Here is a 23,359-nt window from a genome sequence, read left to right on the forward strand (position 1 = left end):
GTGGCCGGTCAACCTCTCAGTCCGGCTACTGATCGTCGCCTTGGTGGGCCGTTACCCCGCCAACTAGCTAATCAGACGCGAGGCCATCTCAGAGCGATAAATCTTTGGCAGTCAGAGTCATGCGACCCAACTGCATCATGCGGTATTAGCAGGCCTTTCGGTCTGTTATTCCCCACTCCGAGGCAGGTTCCTCACGCGTTACTCACCCGTCCGCCACTAAGTAACTCAATCCGTTGGACGAATCCTCCGTCATGAGCACTCCGTTCGACTTGCATGTGTTAAGCACGCCGCCAGCGTTCATCCTGAGCCAGGATCAAACTCTCAATAAAATGGTATCTAAAGAACTTTCGTTCCTCAAATCATCTTATTGAAGCCTAATTCATAGCTTCAAAGAAATTAAATCAAGAGCCTTCTTCAAGCTTGCGCTTGTCAGAAGGACTTCTCGTCCTTTCTGGTGCTTCGTGTTTCTCTCACGTTGTTTAATTTACAAGGTACACGCTCTTGCCAGCCGTTCGGGCTGACGTGCTATTTATTTTAGCACTTTCGCTTTCGCTTGTCAAGAACTTTTTTCAAGTTTTTTCGGAGCTTTTTAGCTCCGAACCGCTTGATTTGGTTCTTTTTCAAGCTCGTTCGTGTCTTCCGACGCGAACTCATTTAGTTTACCACGCACTCTCGAGTTTGTCAAGCACTTTTTTCTGATTTCTTTCAGAAGTCCGTCCAGGTCCTACCTCGGTTTCTTCCAAATTCTTCAGTTTTCAGTGCCCTCTCGCAAGGCGCTCAGATAGAATACCACCGGCAGGTCGATTTGTCAACAGCTTTTTTCACTTTTTTCTCAGTTTTTTTGCCGGAGGCTGGAACCAACAAAATAGGCTGGTTTCCACCCTTTAGGATGCACAAGATATAGCCACCCTATTCCTGTCTTCTTATCTTTTTTACAAGGAGGATCAGCACAGGCAGGCCGAACCCGGCGATCAGATTGCCCCAGAGAGCCAGCCGCTCCATAGTATGCCCAAGGAAAAAGGAATCAGGGAAAAGACACAGCGCCCCCAAAAGAGCCAGCAAAACAAGGGTCAGTACCACCCACTTCTCCCGTTTAACCGGTAGGATCTGTCCCGCCATTTTCGTGCAGGCTCGGGTGAGCAGTCCCAGCAGGGCCAGATCGGATAGTACCCATAGAGCCAGGATCACCGACTCCACCCGCTGGAACGTGCCCTCAATGCCGATTCCCTTGACCATCATAAAGAAAGGCGTATTCATCCGCACGGACAGGCCGGGGCCAAAGTTGCCCAGGCACACCGCCTGGAGGGCGGTGAGGGTCAGGCAGAAACCTGCCGCCCATCGCATGGTCTTCCGCCGCCCTCCCGGTCGCCGCTCCACACTGCCCCCCAGGAAGGCGGCAAAGATGCCGTAACCCAACAGGCCCAGCACCGGCAGCGCCGCGGCGCCAATCTGGGGCAGATCCTCGCCCCACAGGGGCAGGATGCGGCCGGGGTCCATCTGAAAGGCTCCCATAGCCAGGGAGAGGCCCAGGCCGATGGCTAAGGCAAGATAGAATACCTCTCCCGCCCTGGCCAGCACCCGGACATGCTTGACCCCCAGCCAGAGGGTCAGGGCCAGCAGAGCCGCTAGGAACAGGGGCAGTGGGGCATTGCGGTAGCTGACGGTGAGAAAGCGCAGGGCCACCAGGCGGGCGTTGGCAGCCAGCAGGAACAGGCCCCAGAGCAGATAGAAGCCCACCACCACCCGGCCCAGGACAGGCCCCAATGTCGTCAGAGCCGCCTCGCCCAGGCCGCCGTTGCTCTTCCGGAGCAGGGCGAACACTACCCAGCACAGCGCCAACAGCACCGGCAGAGCGGCCAGGGCCGCCAGCCAGCCGCCCTCCCCGGCGATGCGGGCGGTGCGGCCGGGCAGGATGCGGATGGCAGGAGACAGCAGGGCGGCAAAGGTAAGGGTAAGCAATTGACGCAGAGAGATCCGGTCATTGGTCATGGTGGGCCTCCTCTCTTTTATAATAGTAGAAATACAGAGTCTATCCGTCGGCGTGGTAGCTGCGCTGGATCACCGCCTCCACCTGAGCAGTCAGGGTCAGATTCTTCATCTCCACCCCGTCCAGCAGATCTTGCTTGTGCCAGGGCGCCAGCAGAGCCGCGGCACGGCACAGCCCCAGGTAGTCGGCATTATATTTTACGGCCAGGTCCAGAGCGGCCTGGATGCGCTCCCGCTCGATCTCCGCCAACGCATCACACAGGGTCTGCCGCCGCTGGTCGTCCTCCGCCGGCGGGCCCTCCGCCAGATTGGCCTCCACCCGGCACTCCACCCGCAGACCGGTAAGGGTGTCCCCCTCAAATACCGGGCGGATGACGCTGCGTGCGCCCACCACCCGGAGGGCGGCGGAAGCCTGGCCCGCCGGGGCCACCTCCACCACATCGGCATCCACCCGGCTGAGAATGAGATTGACCCCCTTGGCGGCATCCCGATCGGCCCAGCCAGCTAAAACACCATCCTTCAAAATGCCGTACCCGGCGGCGGTGAGGGTATCGTCCGCGGAAATGGCCGGGGCGAAGGAGGCGTTTCGGTCCTCCAGGTCGGCCAGTACGTCCTTGACGGAGCGGGTCATGGTGTCAGCGGTGAGACCCACATCCTCCGCCAACGCCTCCAGCCGGTCGGTGGCCGAGCCCTCCTGGGCGGCGGCCTCCATGGCCTCCCCCGCCGTCCCATCCCGCACCAGATAGAGGGCCATTTCCAGGCGCATCTCCACATCCCGGAGCACATAGTCCAGCGAGTCCTCTACCCCCCGGCGGGCCAGCTCCTCCCCCAGCAGCAACTGGCCCACATGTCCGAAGTAGAGATAGGAGGAGCCCTGGGACTGCATGGTAAGGACGGCGGCACTGATGGTGGACGCCTGACCGGTCACCAGATTGGCTTTCTCCCCTTCCTGGGTGCCGCCGGAGCCGGTGACGGTCACTCCCTCCCCGTCTCCGTCCACCCCCAGGGTACGCACCAGCTCCATGTCCTCGATTTCCCGGGCATAGGGCAGCATACCGGTAAGGGACAAGGGAGCGCAGCCCGACAGAAGGAGCATGGCAGCCGCCAGCAGAACTGCAATCAACCGCTTCATCGCTGTTTCCTCCGGTTCAAAGGATGGAGGGCCGGAGGCCTGTCCTTGATCTGGGGCAGAGGCCGGCGGAGGAAGACGTGCTCCCTGGCCTCCTTCCCGGCGCTGACGGCGAAGGGAGTGAGATAGGGCACGCCGAAGCTCTCCAGCCCCGCCAGATGGATTACCAGCGCCGCCGTGGCGATGATGGCCCCGAACAGCCCCGCCACGCTGGCCAGCAGGGCCAGCAGGAACCGCCAGATCCGCAGGGCGCCGGACAGCTCCTGGGAGGGCATGGCATACCCGGCAATGCCAGCAATGGCCACCACGATAAGCACGGCGGGCGAGACAATCTTGGCCTCCACCGCCGCCGAGCCCACCACCAGGCCGCCAATGATGGACACAGTCTGGCCGATGGACTGGGGCAGCCGCAGACCTGCCTCCTGGAGGATCTCAAAAGCCAGCAGCAGGACGATGACCTCAAAGCCGGAGCGGAAGGGCACATCCTGCTTGGCTGCAATAATCGATAGGGCCAGTTTTGTGGGGATCATCTCCTGATGAAAGGTGACCATGGCCACATAGAGGGCGGGCAAAAACAGGGTGATGAGCATGCAGGCGTACCGCAGCAGGGTGAGGGTGGTGGCCAGCAGCCAGCTGGAGGACTTGTCCTGGGGTGCCTGAAGGAAGTTGCCCAGCACCGCCGGGGTGAGGTAGCCCAGGGGGATGCCGTCAATGAGCATACCCACCCGCCCCTCGGACAGTCCGGCGCAGAAGCGGTCGGACCGCTCCGTGTACTGCACCAGGGGGAAAGGGGTGCGCTGGGCGGGGACGATATACTCCTCAATGTTGCCGGTGGCAAACACCCCGTCGATGTCGATGTCCCGGAGCTGCTCCTCCAGGGCGTCCACCAGGGCCGGGTCAGTGATGCCATCTATATATAAGATGTCCACCAGGGTGGCCGACTGGCGGCCTACGATCTGCTCTCTAATCCGCAGCTCCGGGGCCTTTAGGTGACGGCGGACGATGCTGGTGTTGGTGCGCAGGCTCTCCACAAAGGCATCCCGGGCGCCCTTGAGCACTGTCTCGTTGTCGGGGGCGGACACCGAACGTTTCTCCTCCGTGCCCACAAAGAAGGACAGGGCCTCCCTTTCCCCGGGAAAAAACAGCAGGCACCACCCGGCTACCAGGTCGAAGGCCCCCTGATCCAGAGTGGAACGCCGGGCCACACTCAGGTTATAGAGAGCGCCCGCCTCCATCCGCTTCATGGCCTCCCCCACTGTGGCGCATCGGCGCAGGCCGTCGTCCTCCGCCAGGGGCTTGAGTACATAGTCGCTCACCCGCTCCATCCGCACCATGCCGCTGATATAGCACATGGTGAGGGTGCAGGCGCTCTCCCCTTCTAACGCTACCGGGCGGCGGGTAAAGTCCACACAGTCGGAAAAGATCCGCTCCAGCCCCTCTATGGTCAGGGGGCCGTCGTACCGGGGTTCCTTCCTGGGATGGGGCACCGTCTTCTCCTGTTGGTCGCGCAAAGTCCTTCCCTCCCCTGTTTTTATCTCGTTGTTGTAGTATTGCGGCCTGCCGGCTGTTTATGCGCTTTTGAAAAAAGGGATTGACAAATCCTGTCTTTCCGCATATACTGTACCAAACTAAATAGTTAAACCAGTGAAGAAGAGGAGTAGTCCGGTATCAAGGCCTCACAGAGAGCTGCGGGTGGTGGGAGCGCGGCAGGCGGCGTCCGGGTGAATGGACTTTGGAGGGCACAGCGAAAGGGCAACCGAGTAGCGCGACGGGGACTCCGCCCGTTATCAGGGGAGCGCATGCTGACCGGCGTGCGAAAGTGAGCGGGCGCGTATCGCGTCAATCCGGGTGGCACCGCAGAGGTTTTGGCCTTTGTCCCAGAGAAGAAATCTTCGGGGACAGGGGCTTTTTTGCTGCCCTTCTCCCCCATCAAAAGGAGTGTATGAACATGACAAAGATCCCCCACAAGCTGTTTTTGACCGAAGACCAGATGCCTCAGAAGTGGTTCAACCTCCGGGCGGTGATGAAGGAGCAGCCTGACCCCATGCTCCATCCCGGCACTCTCCAGCCTGTGACCGAGGCCGACCTGGCCCCTATCTTTTGTGAGGAGCTGGCCCGGCAGGAGCTGGACTGCACCCATGAATATATCGACATTCCAGAGCAGGTGCTGGAGATCTACAAGATGTACCGCCCCTCCTCCCTGATCCGTGCCTACGACCTGGAAAAGGCCCTGGGCACCCCGGCCAAGATCTATTTCAAGTACGAGGGCAACAACACCTCCGGCTCCCACAAGCTCAACTCCGCCGTACCTCAGGCGTACTACGCCAAGGCACAGGGCCTGTCCGGCGTCACCACCGAGACGGGAGCCGGCCAGTGGGGCACCGCGCTCAGCGTGGCCTGCGCCTATTTTGATCTGTCCTGCGACGTGTATATGGTGAAGTGCTCCTATGAGCAGAAGCCCTTCCGCAAGGCCATGATGAATGTGTTCGGCTCCTCTGTAGTGCCCTCTCCCTCCACCCTCACTGAAGTGGGCCGGAAGATTTTGACGGAAAACCCCGGTACCACCGGAAGCCTGGGCTGCGCCATCTCCGAGGCGGTGGAGGCCGCCGTGGGCAGCAGCGGCAGCAAGCGGTATGTGCTGGGCAGCGTACTCAACCAGGTGCTCCTCCACCAGTCCATCATCGGTCTGGAGAGCAAGCTGGCCATGGAGATGCTGGGCGAGTACCCCGACATCGTGGTGGGCTGCGCCGGCGGCGGCTCCAACCTGGGCGGCCTGATCGCCCCCTTCGCGGCCGACAAGATCCGGGGCGTAAAGAATCCCCGCATCGTGGCGGTGGAACCCGCCTCCTGCCCCTCCCTCACCCGGGGCAAGTACGCCTACGACTACTGCGACACCGGCAAGGTCACTCCCCTGGCCCGGATGTACACCCTGGGCAGCGGCTTCATCCCCGCCCCCAACCATGCCGGCGGCCTGCGGTATCACGGCATGAGCCCTGTGCTGTCCAAACTGTACCACGACGGATATATGGAGGCGGTATCCTACGAGCAAACCAAGGTCTTTGAGGCGGCGGTGTTCTTCGCCAAGCATGAGACCATCCTCCCCGCTCCCGAGTCCGCCCACGCCATCAAGGGCGCCATTGACGAGGCGCTGAAGTGCAAGGAGACCGGCGAGGAAAAGACCATCCTCTTCGGCCTGACCGGCACCGGCTTCTTTGATATGGTGGCCTATGAGAACTATCTCAGCGGCAAGATGACCGACTATATCCCCACCGACGAGGACCTGCAGAAGGGCTTCGATTCCCTGCCCGACATCCCCCAGAACAAGGGCATCTGAAAAAAGGAAACTTTTTGTTGCACATTCTCTCTTTGGTGGCTATAATAATGGGGACTATAACGATAAAGAAGGTTTTTATCATGGAATTCCGCGCCAACGAGGGAAAAAGCGTCAACATAGAGGTAAACGGCAAGACCTACGCCCGCCACGCCATCCAGACCCATTTTGTCCAGGTGGGCGAGAGCTATGTGGATCTGGTGGAGAAGTACGTCAAGCCCCTGTGGCAGCCCGGCGACCTGCTGAGCTCCAGCGAGAAGATCATCGGTCTGTGCCAGAAGCGGGTGGTGTACAAGAAGGACATGAAGGTGGGCCGTCTGGCCAAGTTCCTGTCCCGGTTCGCCTCCCACTCCTCCGCCGGTATCGGTGTAGACAGCCCCTACAAGATGCAGTTCGCCATCAACGAGCGGGGCGCCCTGTTCGTGATCTGGGCCGCCTTCTGTGCCGGCATCGGCAAGCTGTTCGGCAAGCGGGGCGTGTTCTACGAGATGGTGGGCCAGGAGGTGTCCGGTCTGGACGGCTTCTACGACCACGAGTTCCAGGAGTACGGCGAGTTCGGCATCCGCATCCCGGAGAATCCCGGTAAGGTGTGCGACGAGATCGAGGCCGCCACTGGCGTGCAGGCCATGATCGTGGATGCCAACGACCTGAACGTGGAGATCCTGGGCAAGGCCTCCTCCATCACCCTGGACGACGAGACCCTGAAGGGTCTGATTCGGGATAACCCCGCCGGTCAGTCCCGGGAGTTGACTCCCTTCATCCTGATCCGCCCGGTGGATTAAGCGAATTTTACAAAACGTCCGCTGAAAAGCGGGCGTTTTGTGTTTTCCCAGTCAAAATGTCCTTGTATTCCGCTGAACCTTCCAGTATAATGGAAGATGCCCCGGTATGCCGGGGGCCGAATGAAAGATGAAGGGGTGTTTCCCATGGAACTGAAAAATTTCGACAATATTATCAGCCGGGTCCCCAAGCTTGATTCCCCCCTGCGGGTTGTACTGGCGGGCTCCGACGGTGAGAACATGCTCCAGGGCCTGTTCCAGGCTCAGAAGGAGGGCTTTGTGCAGCCCGTACTGGTGGGCGACCGTGCCCGCACCATGGTCCAGCTGGAGAAGCTGGGGCTGGACAAGGAGCCTTACACCATGGTGGACACCCCTCCGGGACATAACGTGACCCAGGCCGCCATCGACATCATCCACTGCGGCGACGGCGACATCCTGATGCGCGGCAACCTTCCTACCCGGGACTTCCTGATGCCTGTGCTGGACAAGAAGAACGGCCTGCGTACCGAGCGGCTGATGAGCCATGTGTCTCTGGTCTCCATCCCCGAGTATCCCAAGCTGCTGGCCCTGTCTGACATGACCATCATTGTCAATCCCAACCCCACCCAGAAGAAGGCCATCATCAAGAACACCGCCGACGCTCTGAAGGCTTTCGGCTATGAGAATCCCAAGCTGGCTCTGATGGCTCTGGTGGAGAACGTCAACTTCCATATGCCCGACACCATCGAGGCCCAGCGCCTGGTGACCGAGCAGAAGCAGCACCCCTTCGCCGACTGCGAGCTGTGGGGCCCCATCGCTTACGACCTGATCATCTCCAAGGAGGCCTGCCGGCTGAAGCACTACGAGTGCCCCTGGTCCGGCGGCGGCTTCGACGGCATCATTGCCCAGGACCTGATCGCCGGCAACACCCTGGTCAAGAGCTGGCTGATCCACGCCCACGCCGTCACCTGCGGCGCGGTGGTAGGCGCCAAGGTGCCTATCGCCCTCACCTCCCGCTCCGCTAAGGCGGAGGAGAGCTTCCTGTCCCTGGTGTTCTGCGCGGTGCTCAACGAGTGGCGCAAGACCCAGCAGCAGAAGTAAACAAAATTCAAACCGGCGGACGCCCAAAGGCGTCCGCCGGTTTTTCTTATACCCGGGCAGGCTCTTTGCTCCCAATTCTCTTTTTGCTCCGGCCCACCGCTTTGACGATCTCACACACTGCTACCGGCGTCAGGGCCAGGCCCAGCACCATCCCCCACTGAGGCAGGGTGAGGACCACGGTGCCGAATACCAGCTGGAGGGGCGGCAGGCAGAGCACCGCCAGCTGCATGGCAAGACCGATGAGGAAGGCCTTGTTCATGGAGGGGTTGGACCACAGGCCGATGTGGAAGAGGGACGCCTTTTCGCTGCGCACGTCAAAGGCGTGGAACAGCTGGGACAGGGTAAGGGTGGCAAAGGCCATGGTATTGGCCGCCCCCGGTCCGCCCTGGGGCAGCACCGCCCAGCCCAGGAACCAGGCTGCCAGGGTGAGGGCTCCTACCATCACCCCCTGCCAGGCCAGCCGGAAGGCAAAGCCCCCGGCAAAGAGGGAGGCGGAGGCGTCCCGGGGCGGCTGCTCCATAATCCCCTCCTCGGCGTTCTCCACCCCCAGAGCCAGAGCGGGAAGGGAATCGGTGACCAGGTTAAGCCACAGCAGCTGTACCGGGGTCAGGGGCATCTGGGGGAACCGGAGGGCGGTGGCGCAGAAAATGGTCAAAATCTCCCCGATGTTGCAGGAGAGTAAGTAGTGGATGGCCTTCTTGATGTTGGCGTAGATGCTCCGCCCCTCCTCCACGGCGGCTACGATGGTGGCAAAGTTGTCGTCGGTGAGGATCATGTCCGCCGCTCCCTTGGCCACGTCAGTACCGCTGCGGCCCATGGCGCAGCCGATGTCGGCGGTTTTCAGGGCAGGGGCGTCATTCACCCCGTCACCCGTCATGGCCACCACCTTTTCGTTGGCCTGCCAGGCCTTGACGATGCGCATCTTGTGCTCCGGCGACACCCGGGCGTAGACCGAGAAGCGCTCCACTTCCTCCTCCAGGGCGCTCTGGGGCAGGAAGTCCAGGTCCTCTCCGGTGACGGCCAGGTCCCCCGGCCGGTAAATGCCCAGCTCCCTGGCTACCGCCACAGCGGTGAGCTTATGGTCGCCGGTGATCATGACCGGTCGGATGCCGGCAGCAAAACACTGCTCCACCGCCCGTTTGGCCTCGGGCCGGGGCGGGTCCATCATACCGATGAGCCCCACGAAGGTGAGCTCCTGCTCCAAAGTGCGGCTGTTCAGCTCCCGAGGCAGGAACTCCAACTCCCGGCAGGCCACCCCCAGCACCCGCAGAGCCCGGTCGGCCATGGCCTCATTCCGGGCATTCACCCAACGGAACAGCTCGGGAGAGAGCCTGCACCGGGCGGCCAGCACGTCGGGTGCACCCTTTACCAGCACCCGAAAGCCGCCGCCGGGCCGGGCGTGGATGGTGGTCATCAGCTTGCGCTGGGAGTCAAAGGGCAGCTCCCCTTTTCGGGGATATTGGGCCTCCAGCTGGGCCTTGTCCAGCCCGTCCCGGGCAGCCGCCTCCACCAGAGCCGCCTCGGTGGGGTCGCCGGTACACACCGGGGTCTTGCCCCGCCAGGTGAGCACGGCGTCGGAGCACAGGGCGGCGATGGTCAGGGCCTCCTGCCGTCCCTTTCCCTGGGGGGTCCACACCTCGGTGACCGTCATCTTGTTCTGGGTCAGGGTGCCTGTCTTGTCAGAGCACACCACCCCCGCACACCCCAAGGTCTCCACCGCCGGAAGCTTTTTTACAATTGCCCGGCGCTTGGCCATCCGGCCCACTCCCATGGCCAGCACGATGGTGACGATGGCGGGCAGGCCCTCGGGGATGGCGGCCACCGCCAGGCTCACCGCCGTCAGAAACATGCCCAGCAGGTCCCGGCCCTGGAGAGCTCCCACTCCGAACATAACCGCGCACACGCACAGGCAGACAAAGGACAGGGTGGCAGAAATTTCCCCCATCTTTTTCTGTAAAGGCGTCTTGCTTTCCCCTTTTTCCAGCAGGAGACCGGCGATCCGGCCCACTTCGGTGTCCATGCCGGTGGCGGTGACCACGCACAGACAGCGGCCACGGGTAACTACGGTGGAGGCAGCCACCATATTGACCCGCTCGGCCAGGGGGGTGTCCTGAGGCAGAGGCCCGGCGGCCTCCTTGCTTACCGGGGCGGATTCGCCGGTGAGGGCGCTCTCGTCGGTCTCCAGCCCCGCGGCCTCCAGGATGCGGCCGTCAGCGGGCACCAGGTCTCCCGCCTCCAGGCGGATAATGTCTCCAGGCACCAGCGCCTGGGCGTCCAGCCGCACCTCCCTGCCGTCCCGGATCGCCCGTGCCTGGGGAGCGGACATCTGCCGCAGGGCCTCCAGGGCCCGCTGGGCGCTGTCCTCCTGGGACAGAGAGATACAGGCGTTTACCGCCACGATGCCCAGAATAATGGCCGCATCCAGCCAGTCCTCCCCGCCGCCGGCCCACAATGACAGCCCCGCCGCCGCCAACAGCACCAGGATCATGGGGTCCTTCAGCTGCCCCAGCAGCCGCAGGGGCAGGCTCTTTTTCCGGGTCTGCTCCAGCCGGTTGGGTCCATACCGGGTCAGACGGGCCTCTGCCTCCCCCCGGCTCAGTCCCCGCTCCCGGCTGCTCTCCAGCTCCGTCAGCACCTGTGCGGCGCTCTGCCCATGCCAGTTGGCCATGGGTCCTCCCTCCTTGTCCATCCAGTTTTTTCCTGTGGACAAGTATAGCAAAACCCCCTGCCGGATACAGGGGAAATCCGGCAGGGGGCAAAAAGAATGTTCAGTTGGGCTCCAGCAAAGCCCGGGCCAGGGCCCGAAGGAACACCAGATTACTGGGTCGGGTGTCCGGCAGGCCTCCCAGCAGGACCCGGTAGCCAGGGGATGCAACCTGGTGGAGCTTGTCCACCATGGAGCGGATGTTTTTCTCCACCCCGGCATAGTTGGTCTGTTCAGCGGCGATGGTAGGGGCGTAGGCCTGCTTGAGCAGGGCATCCCTGTCCCGTGCCAGCACGGCAGCTGCCCGGGCGGCGGCGGGCACGCCCCTGCCCTGAGCTCCCATCTCCTCCAGCAGATCAGCCGCCCGCTGGACCAGAGGCTGGAGGCACAGCCCCTCCAATAGGGCGGGCAGGACCTGGAGATTCAGGGGCTTGACCAGATAGTAGCTGGCTCCCCGGCTCAGGACATGGTGAATCAGTCCGGGACTGGCCGCCTGGGAGGTAACGACTACCGCCGGACGTTCCTTCCGGGGCAGCGCCTGGAGAAAGCCCAGGCCATCCAGGCCGGGCATGATAAGGTCCAGCAGCACCGCGTCAGGCCGCAGCTTTTCCACCAGCTCCAGCCCCTCCAGGCCGTCAGCAGCCGCACCGCACAGCGCCACACCCTCCAGATCCTCCAGCACGGCGCACAGCAGCGCCCGGGCGGCGGGATCGTCCTCCACAACCAGTACGCGGATGGGCCCGGCCATTGCTATTCCTCCGGCCCCAGGGCTTCGGCAGCTTTCAGGGCCATCAACAGCATACGGGCGGCCAGCTCCCGGTCCAGGGGCGTAGTCTGGCTCAGGTGGCGCTCCAGCCGGTCCACCGCCGGATCCTTCGGCTGGGTACCGTGGGCCAGGTAATCCATGCTGACCTCCAGCACCTGGCTCAGTTCCACAAAGATGGCCATGGACATGCACTTTTTCCCCTGCTCAATGTCGCTGACATATTGGGGGGTAATATCCAGCCGCTCAGCCAGCTTCTCCCTGCTCAGATCCAGCTCGTTGCGGCAGTTCCACACCCGCCGGCCCACCTGGCGCAGCCATTCTTTTTTCTTCTGCTCCTCCATTGTGCCTCCGTTCCCGCTGATGAAACTATAGATATAGATTGACACAACTTTGGATTTTTACTAGAAACGATAGTTGTTTTATTCAAAACCATAATTTTATATAAAAAGCAGCCCGCCAAAAAAGCGTCCGGTCTTTTTCGGCGGGCTGTGTCTGTTGGGGTTGGTCTTGCTCAGGCGGCGGGGCTCTCCACGGGAGCCTCACTGGCGGCGGGAGATTCTGTCTCGGCTGCGGGGCTGGCGCTGGCCTGGGCGGCCGCCTCGGCCTCCTTCTCCGCCTGCCACTGCTTGGACAGCTCAATGAGATTGTCATAAAACGCCTTGGGGTCCAGAGCGTCATAGGCGGCGGTGGTCTCCACCTTGGCGTCGGCCATCCACTGATCCACCAGCTGGTTCATGGCGTAGTTGGGGTACACCGCCCGGGTCTCCTCATTGTCGGGATTCTGGCCCAGCAGGATGTGGTAGCCGTAATCGGTCTCCACCGGCTGGCTGATCTCGCCCTCGGCCAGGGCGATACCCGTCTGGACGAAGGAGCTCACCAGGCTGCCGCTGCCGTCCACCAGGGAGCCGTCGGACAGGAAGGTGTAGCCCTGGGGCTTATAGAGCTCATTGGTCTCCGGATCGCGGCCGTCTCCGCTCTTTTCATTCATGGCGGTGTCAAAGGCAGCGATGGGGTCCTCCGCCCCCTGGATCTCGGCCAGCAGAGCGTCGGCCTGGGCCTTTACCTCTGCCTTCTGCTCGTCAGTGACTTCGCTGCCGTCCTCGTTCTCCGGGAAGGTCAGCAGGATGTGCTTGCAGCTGTAAATGCCCTCGCTCTCGATCATGTTCTGGATGTCCTCGTCGGTGGGAGTGAAGTCACCGGCCTCGGTATACTGCTCCTGGAGGTTGGTAACCAGCATAGGCACCTCATAGGCCATCTTCTGATAGGCCGCCTGGGAAATGCACTGCTGGTCCAGGTACTCCTGGAGGGTGACTCCGTAGTACATCTCCAGCATGGTGGCCATGGAGTCCATCTGGCTCTGGATGCTGGTCATATCCTCTTCGCTGAGGGTAAGGCCGGCCTCGTTGATCTTGGCCATGGCTACGGTGTAGAGCTTGGTGTTCTCCAGGGCCATCTCCTTCAGATAGTCGGCGGTGGGAGTGCCCTCGATCTCCTCCTCCCAGGCGGTATCATCGCTCAGGTAGCCGCTGTTCTTGGCCACGGCGATGGCGTTGAGCAGCCAGTACAGATACTCGTCTGCCACCGCCTCCTCGCCGTCAGCGGTAAAGAGCACGGTATCCCGGGTGATACCGGCAGTCTGATAGGCCACGTCGTCAGCGGCGGGAGTACCGGCGGGGGTGGGATCGGCAGGCTTATCGGAGCAGCCGGTCAGGGCGCCCAACAGCAGCGCTCCGGACAGGCCGGCGCACAGGAGCTTCTTCCAATTCATCGTTCCAAATCCTCCTTATTTGCATCAAGCAGGATACAGTGTACACCATTTCGCGGGATCAGGCAAGAAAAGCGGTGTACGTTCATCAAAAATTCATATTTCACTCCGCGGGAGCGGGGGCTGTCTTGGCGTAGTCCTCCACCAGCTTGCGGCCGAATTTCAGGGCGTCCTCCCCCTTCTTCAGCCGGAGGGACAGATAGGGCTTCTCCCCGGCGGAGAACAGCAGGCGGGAGCGGTATTTCTCCATGCCGCACAGGGCGGATACCCGCTGGAGGTCGAATTCCTCCAGGTAGAAATTCAGGTTTGTACCCTTCTGGTCGATCTGGGAGATGCCGTTCTGGGCGGCGTCGGCCCGCAGCAGCGCCACCGAGATCAGGTTGTTCACCGTCCGGGGCGGGTCGCCGTAGCGGTCGATCAGCTCATCCATCACGTCGTCGGCGTCGGCCTCGGAGCGGATGGCGGCAATGCGGCGGTACAGGTCCATCCGCTGCTCCGGGGAGGGCACGTACCGGTCGGGAATGGAAGCGGCCACGGACAGGTCGGCGGCGCACTCGGTGGACCGCTGGGGCTTTTCGCCCCGCTCCTCCAGTACCGCCTCCTCCAGCAGCTTCAGATACATGTCGTAGCCCACACTGAGGAGGAAACCGCTCTGCTCCGGGCCCAGCACGTTGCCGGCGCCCCGGATCTCCAGGTCCCGCATGGCGATTTTGAAGCCGGAGCCAAATTCCGCAAACTCCCGGATGGCCCCCAGCCGCTTGGAGGCCACCTCAGTCAGCACCTTGCCCCGGCGGTAGGTCAGATAGGCGTAGGCCCTTCTGGTGGACCGACCCACCCGGCCCCGGATCTGGTGAAGCTGGGCCAGGCCCATCTTATCCGCGTCCTCGATAATGAGGGTGTTGGCGTTGGCAATGTCGATGCCGGTCTCGATGATGGTGGTACACACCAGCACGTCCACCTCGCCCTCGCTCATACGAGTCATAACCTCGTTAAGCTCCTCCTGGCTCATCTTGCCGTGGGCCACCGCCACCTCTACGTCCTCTCCCAACATCTCCTTGATGCGGGCGGCGGTGCGGGTGATAGTCTCCACCCGGTTGTGAAGGTAATATACCTGCCCCCCTCTTTCCAGTTCACGGCGGGCTGCGTCCATCAGCACACCCCAGTCGTGTTCCAGCACGTAGGTCTGCACCGGCTGCCGGTCCAGAGGCGGCTCTTCCAGGGTACTCATGTCCCGGATGCCGGACAGGGCCATGTTCAGGGTGCGGGGAATGGGGGTGGCGGAGAGGGTGAGCACATCCACCTGGCGGGAGAGCTCTTTGAGCTTTTCCTTGTGCTGGACGCCGAAGCGCTGCTCCTCGTCGATGACCAGCAGGCCCAGGTCCTTGAACTTCACGTCCTTCTGGAACAGCCGGTGGGTGCCGATCAAGAGGTCGATCTGACCCGCCTCCAGACGCCGGAGGGTATCCTTCATCTGGGCCGCGGTACGGAAGCGGCTCACCACGTCGATCTCTACCGGGTACTTGGCAAAGCGCTGCTTGGCCGACAGGTAGTGCTGCCGGGCCAGTACGGTGGTGGGCACCAGGATGGCGGCCTGCTTACCGTCCAGCACGCACTTCATGATGGCCCGGAAGGCCACCTCGGTCTTGCCGTAGCCCACGTCGCCGCACAGCAGGCGGTCCATGGGCCGGGCCTGCTCCATGTCCTGCTTGATCTCGGCAATGCAGCGCAGCTGGTCGTCGGTCTCGGCGTACTCGAACTGGTCCTCAAACTCCTTCATCCAGGGGGAGTCGGGAGAGAAGGCGAAACCGGGCTGCCGTTGCCGCTGGGCGTAGAGCTGAATGAGGCCCTTGGCCAGATCCTTGACCGCCTTCTTGGCCCGGGTCTTGGCCTTCTCCCAGTCGGTGCCGCCCAGCCGGGACAGCTTTTTGGTCTCCTGGGCGTCCTCCCCGGAGCCGATATACTTGCTCACCAGGTCCAGCTGGGTGGCGGGGACATAGAGCACGTCGGTGCCGGCGTAGGCGATTTTGACAAAGTCCTTCTCCACCCCGTCCACCGTCATCTTGGTCATCTCCAGGAACCGGCCCACACCGTGGTGCTCATGGACCACCAGGTCGCCGGGAGACAGATCGGCGTAGGAGCCCAGCTTCTGCCGGTTGGTCACCGGCTTGCTCTTGCGCTTCTTGCCCAGGGCGGACTGCCCCTCGGTGAGCACCGCCAGGCGGACCACCGGGTACTCCATACCGGCGGAGACACCGCCCACGGCGATGACTGCCTTGCCGTAGGCGGGCAGGTCGTGGAGCTGGAAGTCCACAGCGGTGGTCATTTTCTGCTCACGGAGCAAGGATTGAAGATTTAAGGCCCGCTGTTCGCTGCTCACCAGCACCACGGTGCGGAAGCCCTCGGAGACATAGTGGGCCAGGTCGGAGACGGCAGTCTCCAGACTGGCACCGTAGGAGGGCAGCTGCTTGGCCAGCAGATTGAGCACCGTCCGGGGCCGCATGGGATACTTGGAGGAAGTAAAGGAGTCCAGGAAGCACACCGGCCACTGGTCCAGGGTCCCCCACAGCTCCTCCGGGGTGCGGGCCAGCCGGGCCAGCTCGCCGGCCAGCTCACCCCGCTCCATCAGGGTCTTGGTGTCCTCCTCCAGCTGCCACAGGTAGTTCTGGCCCCGCTCGGCCACCCGGGGGCTCTCGCTGAGCACCACAATGGCGTCCTCGGGGAAGTAGTCCGCAGCCGTGCTCATTTGCGGATAAATGAGCTCCAGATAGCGGTCCATGGCGGGGAAGCCGATCCCCTGAGCCAGCTTCTCCCGGTCCTCCTCCAGGGTGGTGAGCAGCTTATCGCTCCCCTTGCGTTTCCTTACCCGGGAAATGAGGCCGTCCAGCAGCTCCAGCAGACCGCCGTAGCCCCCAGGGGCAAACTGGGGCAGCACCTCGGCGGCGGGGAGGATCTCCGCCTCAGAGATATTTTCAATCCGCCGCTGGGTGTCCGGGTCGAACAGGCCCATGGCGTCGATCTCGTCTCCAAAGAACTCCACCCGGACAGGCTTCAGGTGGGCGGGGGAGAAAAGGTCCAGGATGCCGCCCCGAAGTGCAAACTGGCCCACGCCCTCCACCTGCTCGCACCGGGTATATCCGGCGGCAGACAGAGTTTCCGTAAGCTCATTGAGGTCGTGGCTCTCCCCCATCCGTACCACCTGGGCCGCCTGGGTCAGCAGGGTCTTGGGGATGGTGCGCTGGAGGATGGCTTCCACAGTGCACACCAGCAGGGGGCACTCCCCCGCCGCCAGAGCCCGGAGCACCGAAAGCCGCCGGTGCTCATACTGCCGGGACACCACGGCGGCGTTGTGGAAGGTAAACTCCCGGGCGGACAGGGCGGCCACCTTTTCCCCTGACAGGGCGGCCAGGTCCTTCTCCATCCGCTGGGCCTCGCCCTCGTCGGCGCACACCACCACTACCGGCCGCTCCAGCTCCTGGTGGAGCCCGGCAGCAAAGTGGGCCCGATGGACCGCTGACAGGCCGGAAAAGGCCACCGGGCAGGCTCCGTTGTCGATGGTCGCCGTCAGGGCACGGTATTCAGGAATGTCGCCCAGGGCGGAGAGCAGTTGTTTCATGGTACACCTCGCACGATATAGCAAAATTTGGAAGTCATGGGCGCACGGGCCCCAGGGCGGTGGGCCCGAGGACTACCCGGCGTACTCCCGCACCAGGGCCAGGATGCTGTCCACGGTACGGAATCGGTCTTTGGGAATGCGGGTGGGCTGGAGAATGATTCCCAGATCCTCCAGGCCCTCCAGCAGCTCGATGAAGGCCAGGGAGTCCAGCAGTTCCTCCGCCAGCAGGTCGGTGCCGGGCAGCAACGCCCGCTGGGTCCCGCAGGCTTGGACCAGCAGGGCCCGGACAGAGTCCTCCAGGTTCATTGTATCATCTCCTCCAGCCGTTTCCGGTCGCATTTTCCGTTGGGGGTCAGGGGAATGCGGTCCAGGCGCACCCACTGTCCGGGGCATTTGCAGGGGGCCAGCAGCCGGGCCAGTTCCGTCCGCAGGGTCTCCGTGTGGGCAGAGCCCTCCACTACGGCCGTCAGGCCTCGCACCTCCCCGCCGGGACCCCGGCGGGGGAGCACCGCCGCCCGCTCTACGCCGGGCAGGGACTCCAGGACCCCCTCGATCTCGGCGGGCTCGATGCGGTAGCCCTTATACTTCAGCTGGTGGTCCTTCCGGCCCGCCCAGTACAGCAGCCCCTCTTTCACATAGCCCAGGTCGCCGGTGGCATAGCGGCCTCCAAAGGCGGGGGCCACGCTCTCCCCGGTGAGGATCAGCTCCCCCTCCTCCAGGGTCACCGACACTGCCCCTTCCCCCGCCCGGCCAATGGGCAGAGGCCCGCCGCACATGTCCCGGGAAATGGGGACGGCGGTGACGGCGCAGGCGGCCTCGGTAGGGCCGTAGGCGTTGAGCAGGGTACAGCCGGGGAAGCGGTCCAACAGCCGCCGGGCGGCAGCGGGAGGCAGGGTCTCCCCGCAGGAGAACACCGTCCGCAGGCCGGGCAGCCGTTTGGGGGAAAAGCCGGGCTCGGCCAGGCACAGCCGCAGGAAGGTGGGGGTGGTCACCAGCAGGGCGGCGCCGCAGTCTTCCAACCGGCGGAGCAGCGCGGGATAGTCCCCCTTTTCCTCCTCCGTCAGGGCCACATGGGTGCCTCCCCGGGTCAGGGACAGGTACAGGTCGGCCACCGACAGGTCAAAGGACCAGGCCGCCTGGCCCACCGCCGTCTCTCCGGCGCTGTCTGCCAGGCCAGGCAGGGTGACCGCCCAGCGGAGGAAGGACTCCAGGTTGCGCACACTGATGCCCACCGGCTTTGGGGCACCGGTGGTGCCGGAGGTAAACAGCAGGTATGCCAGCCGCTCCTCGTCCTCCGCCGGGGAACAGCTCAGTCCGGAGGCGAAACCTTCCAGAGCCCCTCCCTCCTCCAGCCACTGGGCACCCAGCCCCGCTGCCAGCTCCCGCTGCCGCTGGAGGGGCAGGCTGGGGTCAAGAGGCAAGTAGGGCCGCCCGGCAATGAGGCAGGCCAGAAAGGCCGCCGGGAGCCACACCCGATCCGGGCTGCCGGACAGGGCTACCGGCCCCTCCCCCCGCCGCCCGGAGACGGGCGGCCAGGCCCTGGGCCATGGGCCACAGGTCACGCCAGAGGATGGTATGCGCACCCGCTATCAGGGCGGGACGGTCTCCCAAGGTCAGGCTGTTGGCCCGCACCCGCTCCAGCAGAGGGGCGGTCATGGGTCGGCCTCCCACAGCTGGTCCGGTGGAATGAGGGCGGGGTCAAAGAGCACCTTGGAGTGGTTGTCCAGCAGCAGCTCCCTGTTCACCTGTTCCCCGGCGCCGTTCAGGCTCAGGCGGTACACCCGGCTGACCCGGTAGTAGTCCGCCCCCTCCTTTACATAGTGGCTGTCCTCCTCCCGCAGGCGGTAGCGCAGGGGGAAGGGAGTCTGGCTGCGCAGCTCGCCGCACAAGTCGTCCTCCTCCAGCCACAGCCGCAGCTGGACCGGCTGGCCGGTGTCGTTGCGGAAGCGGTAGTCGATGTGGGGATAAAAGATGGAGGTGCCGGTGCCGAAGGGCACCCGCCGCCGGTCGTCGGGAAAGAGGGCGTCGGAATGGTGGTGGAGCTCGGTCACCGTCAGGGGACTGTGGAGCACCAGGTAGTGGATCAGGTTGGCCGCCTGGCACAGTCCGCCCCCCACACCGGTGCCCAACCGGCCGCTGGCGATGGTCAGGCCGGGCCCAAATCCCCGCCTGGCGGTGGGGTTCCCCACCAGCCGCCAGAAAGAGAAGCTCTCTCCCGGCCGGATCACGATGCCGTCGATGCACCCGGCGGCCAGGACCAGGTTGGCCCGCTTACTCCGCTGGAGGGCCATGTCCACCCCCTCCAGCCGCCGCAGCACCGGGGAGCGGTGGCTCTTCACGATGACGGGCAGGGATTCCTCCTGCCGCAGTTCCGCGGCCCGAAACCCGGACCGCCGGTCGGCCAGAGACTTGCGCAGCCCCTCCTTCCACAGAGAGATCCGGTAGCACACCGGACTCAGCTGGTAAAACTGTCTGCGTTTGGCCATGGTTTTCCCTCCCGCCTGGATACAACAAAAGAAAGCGGGACACAGGCCCCGCTTTCCCTATGCTAACCGGGGCAATGGAAAAAAGCAAGTTACGATTTGGCAACAGCCCCTCAGCCGTTGAACTTGTTCATGGCCTTGTCCGGGCCGTCCTGGATATAGCACTCGGCGGCTTTTCCCGCCCGCTGGATCGCCTGGGTAATGGTCTTCAGGTCCTCGCCCGTAAACTTCCCCAGCACCCAGTCGGCCATATCGTAGTCCGGGTGGGGCTTCTCCCCTACGCCGATCTTCACCCGGGGAAACTGATCGGTGCCCAGGTGATGGATGATGCTCTTCAGGCCGTTGTGGCCTCCGGCAGAGCCCCCCTTGCGGATGCGCAGCTTGCCCACGGGGAGGGACACATCGTCGGAGAGCACCAGCACGTGGTCGGCAGGGATCTTGAAGAACCGGGCCGCCTCCCCTACCGCCTCGCCGGACAGGTTCATATAGGTGATGGGCTTCATGAGCAGCACCTTGGCGCCGCCCAGCTCCACGGTCTGGGTGAGAGCCCGGTACTTCAGCTTCTGCACCGGCACCTTCAGCTCTTCAGCCAGTTGATCGATGGCGGCAAAGCCCACGTTGTGGCGGGTATTGTCGTACTTATCCCCCGGGTTGCCCAGGCCCACCAGCAGCCATTCCACCCCGGAGGTTCGGTTTTTGTTGAAAAACATAGATGCTCCTTAACAACAGGCAAGGGCGGGGGCAAGCCCCCGCCCTACCAATATAGTCTGTTTTTTACACGAAGAGCTTGGACACGGAGACCTCTTCGTAGATGCGCTCGATGGCCTCGGCAAACATGTGGGCCACGGAGAGATACTTGATCTTGTCGCAGGAAGCGCCCTGCTTGGCAGGCACGGTATCCAGGAAGTAGAGCTCCTTGATGACGCTCTTCTCGATGCGCTCCACGGCGGGGCCGGAGAGCACGCCGTGGCTGGCGCAGGCGATGACGTCGGTAGCGCCGCCCAGCTCCACCAGAGCCTGAGCCGCACCGCACAGGGAGCCGGCGGTATCCACCATGTCGTCAAAGAGGATGACCTTCTTGCCCCGGACGTCGCCGATGATGTTCATGACCTCGGAGGAGTTGGCCTTCTGGCGGCGCTTATCCACGATGGCCAGGCCCATGCCCAGCTTCTGGGCGAAGGCGCGGGCGCGGGCCACGGAGCCCACGTCGGGAGAAACCACGATCACGTCGTCCTCCTGACCGGCAAAGCGGTCGTGGAGGTAGTTGGTGAAGATGGGGTTGCCCAGCAGGTTATCCACGGGGATATCGAAGAAGCCCTGGATCTGGTTGGCGTGCAGGTCCATGGTCAGCACCCGGTCGGCGCCGGCGCGGGTGATGAGGTTGGCCACCAGCTTGGCGGAAATGGGATCGCGGGGCTTGGTCTTGCGGTCCTGACGGGCATAGCCGAAGTAGGGGATCACGGCGGTGATCCGGCCGGCGGAGGCCCGCTTCAGGGCATCGATCATGATGAGCAGCTCCATCAGGTTGTCGTTAACCGGGGAGCTGGTGGACTGGACTACGAACACGTCGGAGCCGCGGACGGTCTCATAGATGGAGACAAAGTTCTCGCCATCAGAGAAGGCGCCCACCTCGGCGTTGCCCAGCTCCATGCCCATCTCCTTACAGATGGCCTCGGCCAGAGCGCGGTTGGAATTGCCGGAAAAGATCTTGATGTCCTTACCGTGTGCAATCATTCTTCAAACATCCTCTCACGTAAATCTCTATATTTCCATCCCAGCGGGATGAGTTTACCTTCTGCGGGCGCGGCGTTTGGCCGCCCACTGCTTTTTCACCGTCTGACGGGCCCGGGCAATGGCCAGGGAGTCGGCGGGCACCTCGTCGGTAATGGTGGAGCCGGCGGCGGTGTAAGCGCCCTCACCCACCCGCACCGGGGCCACCAGGTTGGTGTTGCAGCCGATAAAGGCGTTGTCCCCGATGGTGGTGCGGTACTTCTGGGTACCGTCGTAGTTCACCGTCACGGTACCGCAGCCGAAGTTGACGTGGCCGCCCACGTCGGAATCTCCCACATAGGTCAGGTGGGAAATCTTGGTGCCCTCGCCGATGTTGGAGTTCTTCAGCTCCACAAAGTCGCCCACCTTCACATGGGGACCCACATGGCAGTTGGGCCGGATGTAGGCAAAGGGCCCCACGGTAGTGCCGTCGTCCACGGTGCTCTCGTTGAGCTGGGAGGCGTTCACTGTCACGCCCTCACCCACCGTGCAGTCCCGGATCATGGAATTGGGGCCGATCTCACAATTCTTGCCGATGACGGTCTCTCCCCGGAGGATCGTGCCGGGCAGCAGCACCGTGCCCTCACCCACCTGGACCCGGGGTCCCGCATAGCAGGTGTTGGGGTCCATCATGCGCACACCCTGCTCCAGCAGGCGGCATGCGCCGTAGTTGCGGGCGGTGAGCTCGGCTTCCGCCCGGGCCTCTCCGCCGCTCCGGATGGAGTAGACGTCCTGGAACCAGGGGCTGCGGCCGCCCACCTTGTCGCCGTTCTCCTTCAGGGCCTCCTCCAGGCCGGCCCCTCCGCCCAGCAGGGAGGCCAGCAGGGCAGCGTCCATCCGGTACACGCCCGTGTCTTTGTTGTCCAGCGGTCCGGCGGCACTCTCGTCGGTCAGGGTGCGGGCAGCTTGCCAGCTCAGCAGCACCGGCTTGGTAATGACCACCGCCTTGCCCGAAAGGCTGCCCAGGAAAGTCACCAGCTGCTCCACCGCGTCCTGGCTGACGCCGGTGACGAACTCGGTGTCCTCCGGGAAGCAGAGGGCCGCCTTTTCCTGATCGTCACTGTGGCAGACCACAAAAAAGCGTTCCACTCCGGCGGCGCGCAGCGACTCAGCCAGCCAGCGGGCGGCGGGGTCGAACAGCAGCTCCTCCAGCATCCGTGAAACGCCGTTCCCCTCTCTGGGCAGGAATACCACCGCTCCAGTTACGCTCATATTCGGGATCACCTCAGATCAAAGTATAGTCTTCTGTTACGATTATAGCAAACAGCGCCGAAAAAAGCATCGGATTTTTCAAAAAAATCCGGCTGTTTTTTCCTCTTCGTGTGCTTATACAATTTCTGTTGAAATTTTGCCTGATTCTTTACATAAAGTGTACGCACTTTACCCGCAGCGTACTGCGCCGCCAGATCTGCAGCACTTCCGCCGTGGCGCACAGCTTGTCGGCCAGGCAGACCGCCGCCGCCTCCCGGCAGCGGGGAATGTGGCGGGCCATAGGCCACATATGGCACAAAATGCCGTCGGCTTCCGCCGGCGTCAGCTCCCCGCACAGCTGCCAGGCGTTGCGCAGGGCGGCCACCGGGTGGGCAAAGCACTGTTTGTAGGAGGGCAGGCTCTTGGGGTCGTACAGGTACAGATCATGGAGCAGACCCGCTCGGGCGGCGGCGCGGCTGTCCGCCCCCCATTTTTCCGCCAGGCGGAAGGCGGTGTAGGAGACGAACACGCTGTGTTCGTAGCAGCTCACCCCGGGATGGTGTCGGATCTCCCGCATCGCTTGAACCTGAGGGGACCGCAGCAGCTCCTCCACACAGGTCAAATAGGCCTGCCAGCCTTCTTCCCGCATCTTACGCTCCCCCTTGTCCCTTTGTCGGTCTTTTTATTATAACCCCTCCCTTCCGCCTTGTCACTGGAAATTTGGCGTTTTAGGGGAAACCAAAAGTGAAAGGAAAACGTCAG

The 23,359-nt window shown here is 63.1% G+C and carries 19 protein-coding genes and 1 rRNA gene; 3 read left to right on the forward strand and 17 right to left on the reverse strand.

Annotated elements, in window-relative coordinates; genetic code table 11:
* From ACTNB1_RS07940 to ACTNB1_RS07955, 4 genes are all read right to left on the reverse strand, one after another.
* A 16S ribosomal RNA gene (locus ACTNB1_RS07940) occupies positions 1-329 on the reverse strand; the annotation flags it as partial.
* A gap of 580 nt (positions 330-909) precedes the next feature.
* The gene (locus tag ACTNB1_RS07945; protein WP_441168716.1) at positions 910-1,989 is read right to left on the reverse strand and encodes a GerAB/ArcD/ProY family transporter; all 1,080 of its coding nucleotides are present in this window, start codon (positions 1,987-1,989) and stop codon (positions 910-912) included.
* A gap of 40 nt (positions 1,990-2,029) precedes the next feature.
* Positions 2,030-3,118 (reverse strand): Ger(x)C family spore germination protein, encoded by a 1,089-nt coding sequence (locus ACTNB1_RS07950; RefSeq protein ID WP_441168717.1) that lies wholly within the window; start codon positions 3,116-3,118, stop codon positions 2,030-2,032.
* On the reverse strand, positions 3,115-4,626 hold the full coding sequence (locus ACTNB1_RS07955; protein ID WP_441168718.1) for a spore germination protein: 1,512 nt from the start codon (positions 4,624-4,626) through the stop codon (positions 3,115-3,117). The genes ACTNB1_RS07950 and ACTNB1_RS07955 overlap by 4 nt, the downstream gene beginning before the upstream one ends.
* A gap of 437 nt (positions 4,627-5,063) precedes the next feature.
* Here ACTNB1_RS07955 and ACTNB1_RS07960 point away from each other — a divergent pair, with 437 nt between their 5' ends.
* The 3 genes from ACTNB1_RS07960 (at position 5,064) to ACTNB1_RS07970 (ending at position 8,305) form a co-directional block, all read left to right on the forward strand.
* Positions 5,064-6,449: a TrpB-like pyridoxal phosphate-dependent enzyme gene (locus tag ACTNB1_RS07960; protein WP_441168719.1), complete on the forward strand. Its 1,386-nt coding sequence runs from the start codon at positions 5,064-5,066 to the stop codon at positions 6,447-6,449.
* 80 nt (positions 6,450-6,529) lie between these two features.
* A complete protein-coding gene (locus ACTNB1_RS07965; protein WP_441168720.1) occupies positions 6,530-7,228 on the forward strand; it encodes a F420-0--gamma-glutamyl ligase in 699 nt (232 codons plus the stop codon).
* A gap of 144 nt (positions 7,229-7,372) precedes the next feature.
* The gene (locus ACTNB1_RS07970; protein ID WP_441168721.1) at positions 7,373-8,305 is read left to right on the forward strand and encodes a phosphate acyltransferase; all 933 of its coding nucleotides are present in this window, start codon (positions 7,373-7,375) and stop codon (positions 8,303-8,305) included.
* Between the two features lie 46 nt (positions 8,306-8,351).
* Here the strand turns inward: ACTNB1_RS07970 and ACTNB1_RS07975 are convergent, their stop codons facing one another.
* From ACTNB1_RS07975 to ACTNB1_RS08035, 13 genes are all read right to left on the reverse strand, one after another.
* Positions 8,352-10,973, reverse strand: a complete 2,622-nt coding sequence (locus ACTNB1_RS07975; RefSeq protein ID WP_441168722.1) for a cation-translocating P-type ATPase — start codon at positions 10,971-10,973, stop codon at positions 8,352-8,354.
* Positions 10,974-11,073: 100 nt separating this feature from the next.
* Positions 11,074-11,757, reverse strand: coding sequence for a response regulator (locus tag ACTNB1_RS07980; RefSeq protein WP_441168723.1), 684 nt, complete (start codon positions 11,755-11,757; stop codon positions 11,074-11,076).
* Between the two features lie 2 nt (positions 11,758-11,759).
* Positions 11,760-12,116: a helix-turn-helix domain-containing protein gene (locus ACTNB1_RS07985; RefSeq protein WP_441168724.1), complete on the reverse strand. Its 357-nt coding sequence runs from the start codon at positions 12,114-12,116 to the stop codon at positions 11,760-11,762.
* 170 nt (positions 12,117-12,286) lie between these two features.
* On the reverse strand, positions 12,287-13,543 hold the full coding sequence (locus ACTNB1_RS07990) for a peptidylprolyl isomerase (RefSeq protein ID WP_441168725.1): 1,257 nt from the start codon (positions 13,541-13,543) through the stop codon (positions 12,287-12,289).
* Positions 13,544-13,643: 100 nt separating this feature from the next.
* On the reverse strand, positions 13,644-17,153 hold the full coding sequence (gene mfd, locus ACTNB1_RS07995; protein WP_441168726.1) for a transcription-repair coupling factor: 3,510 nt from the start codon (positions 17,151-17,153) through the stop codon (positions 13,644-13,646).
* A gap of 72 nt (positions 17,154-17,225) precedes the next feature.
* Positions 17,226-17,459: a hypothetical protein gene (locus ACTNB1_RS08000; protein ID WP_441168727.1), complete on the reverse strand. Its 234-nt coding sequence runs from the start codon at positions 17,457-17,459 to the stop codon at positions 17,226-17,228.
* Positions 17,456-18,574 (reverse strand): AMP-binding protein, encoded by a 1,119-nt coding sequence (locus ACTNB1_RS08005; RefSeq protein ID WP_441168728.1) that lies wholly within the window; start codon positions 18,572-18,574, stop codon positions 17,456-17,458. The genes ACTNB1_RS08000 and ACTNB1_RS08005 overlap by 4 nt, the downstream gene beginning before the upstream one ends.
* On the reverse strand, positions 18,564-18,809 hold the full coding sequence (locus ACTNB1_RS08010) for a hypothetical protein (protein WP_441168729.1): 246 nt from the start codon (positions 18,807-18,809) through the stop codon (positions 18,564-18,566). Before ACTNB1_RS08010 ends, ACTNB1_RS08005 begins: the two co-directional genes overlap by 11 nt.
* Entirely contained in the window at positions 18,806-19,639 is an 834-nt protein-coding gene (locus ACTNB1_RS08015) for a VanW family protein (protein WP_441168730.1), read from the reverse strand. Before ACTNB1_RS08015 ends, ACTNB1_RS08010 begins: the two co-directional genes overlap by 4 nt.
* 110 nt (positions 19,640-19,749) lie before the next feature.
* Positions 19,750-20,346, reverse strand: a complete 597-nt coding sequence (gene pth, locus ACTNB1_RS08020; protein WP_441168731.1) for an aminoacyl-tRNA hydrolase — start codon at positions 20,344-20,346, stop codon at positions 19,750-19,752.
* Positions 20,347-20,410: 64 nt separating this feature from the next.
* Positions 20,411-21,370: a ribose-phosphate pyrophosphokinase gene (locus ACTNB1_RS08025; protein ID WP_441168732.1), complete on the reverse strand. Its 960-nt coding sequence runs from the start codon at positions 21,368-21,370 to the stop codon at positions 20,411-20,413.
* 54 nt (positions 21,371-21,424) lie between these two features.
* A complete protein-coding gene (locus tag ACTNB1_RS08030) occupies positions 21,425-22,618 on the reverse strand; it encodes a DapH/DapD/GlmU-related protein (RefSeq protein WP_441168733.1) in 1,194 nt (397 codons plus the stop codon).
* A 148-nt stretch (positions 22,619-22,766) separates the two neighbouring features.
* Entirely contained in the window at positions 22,767-23,246 is a 480-nt protein-coding gene (locus tag ACTNB1_RS08035; RefSeq protein ID WP_441168734.1) for an HD domain-containing protein, read from the reverse strand.
* Between the last annotated feature and the right edge of the window lie 113 nt (positions 23,247-23,359).

The organism is Flavonifractor sp. HCP28S3_F3 (genome assembly GCF_052065355.1).
Classification (GTDB): Bacteria; Bacillota; Clostridia; order Oscillospirales; family Oscillospiraceae; genus Flavonifractor.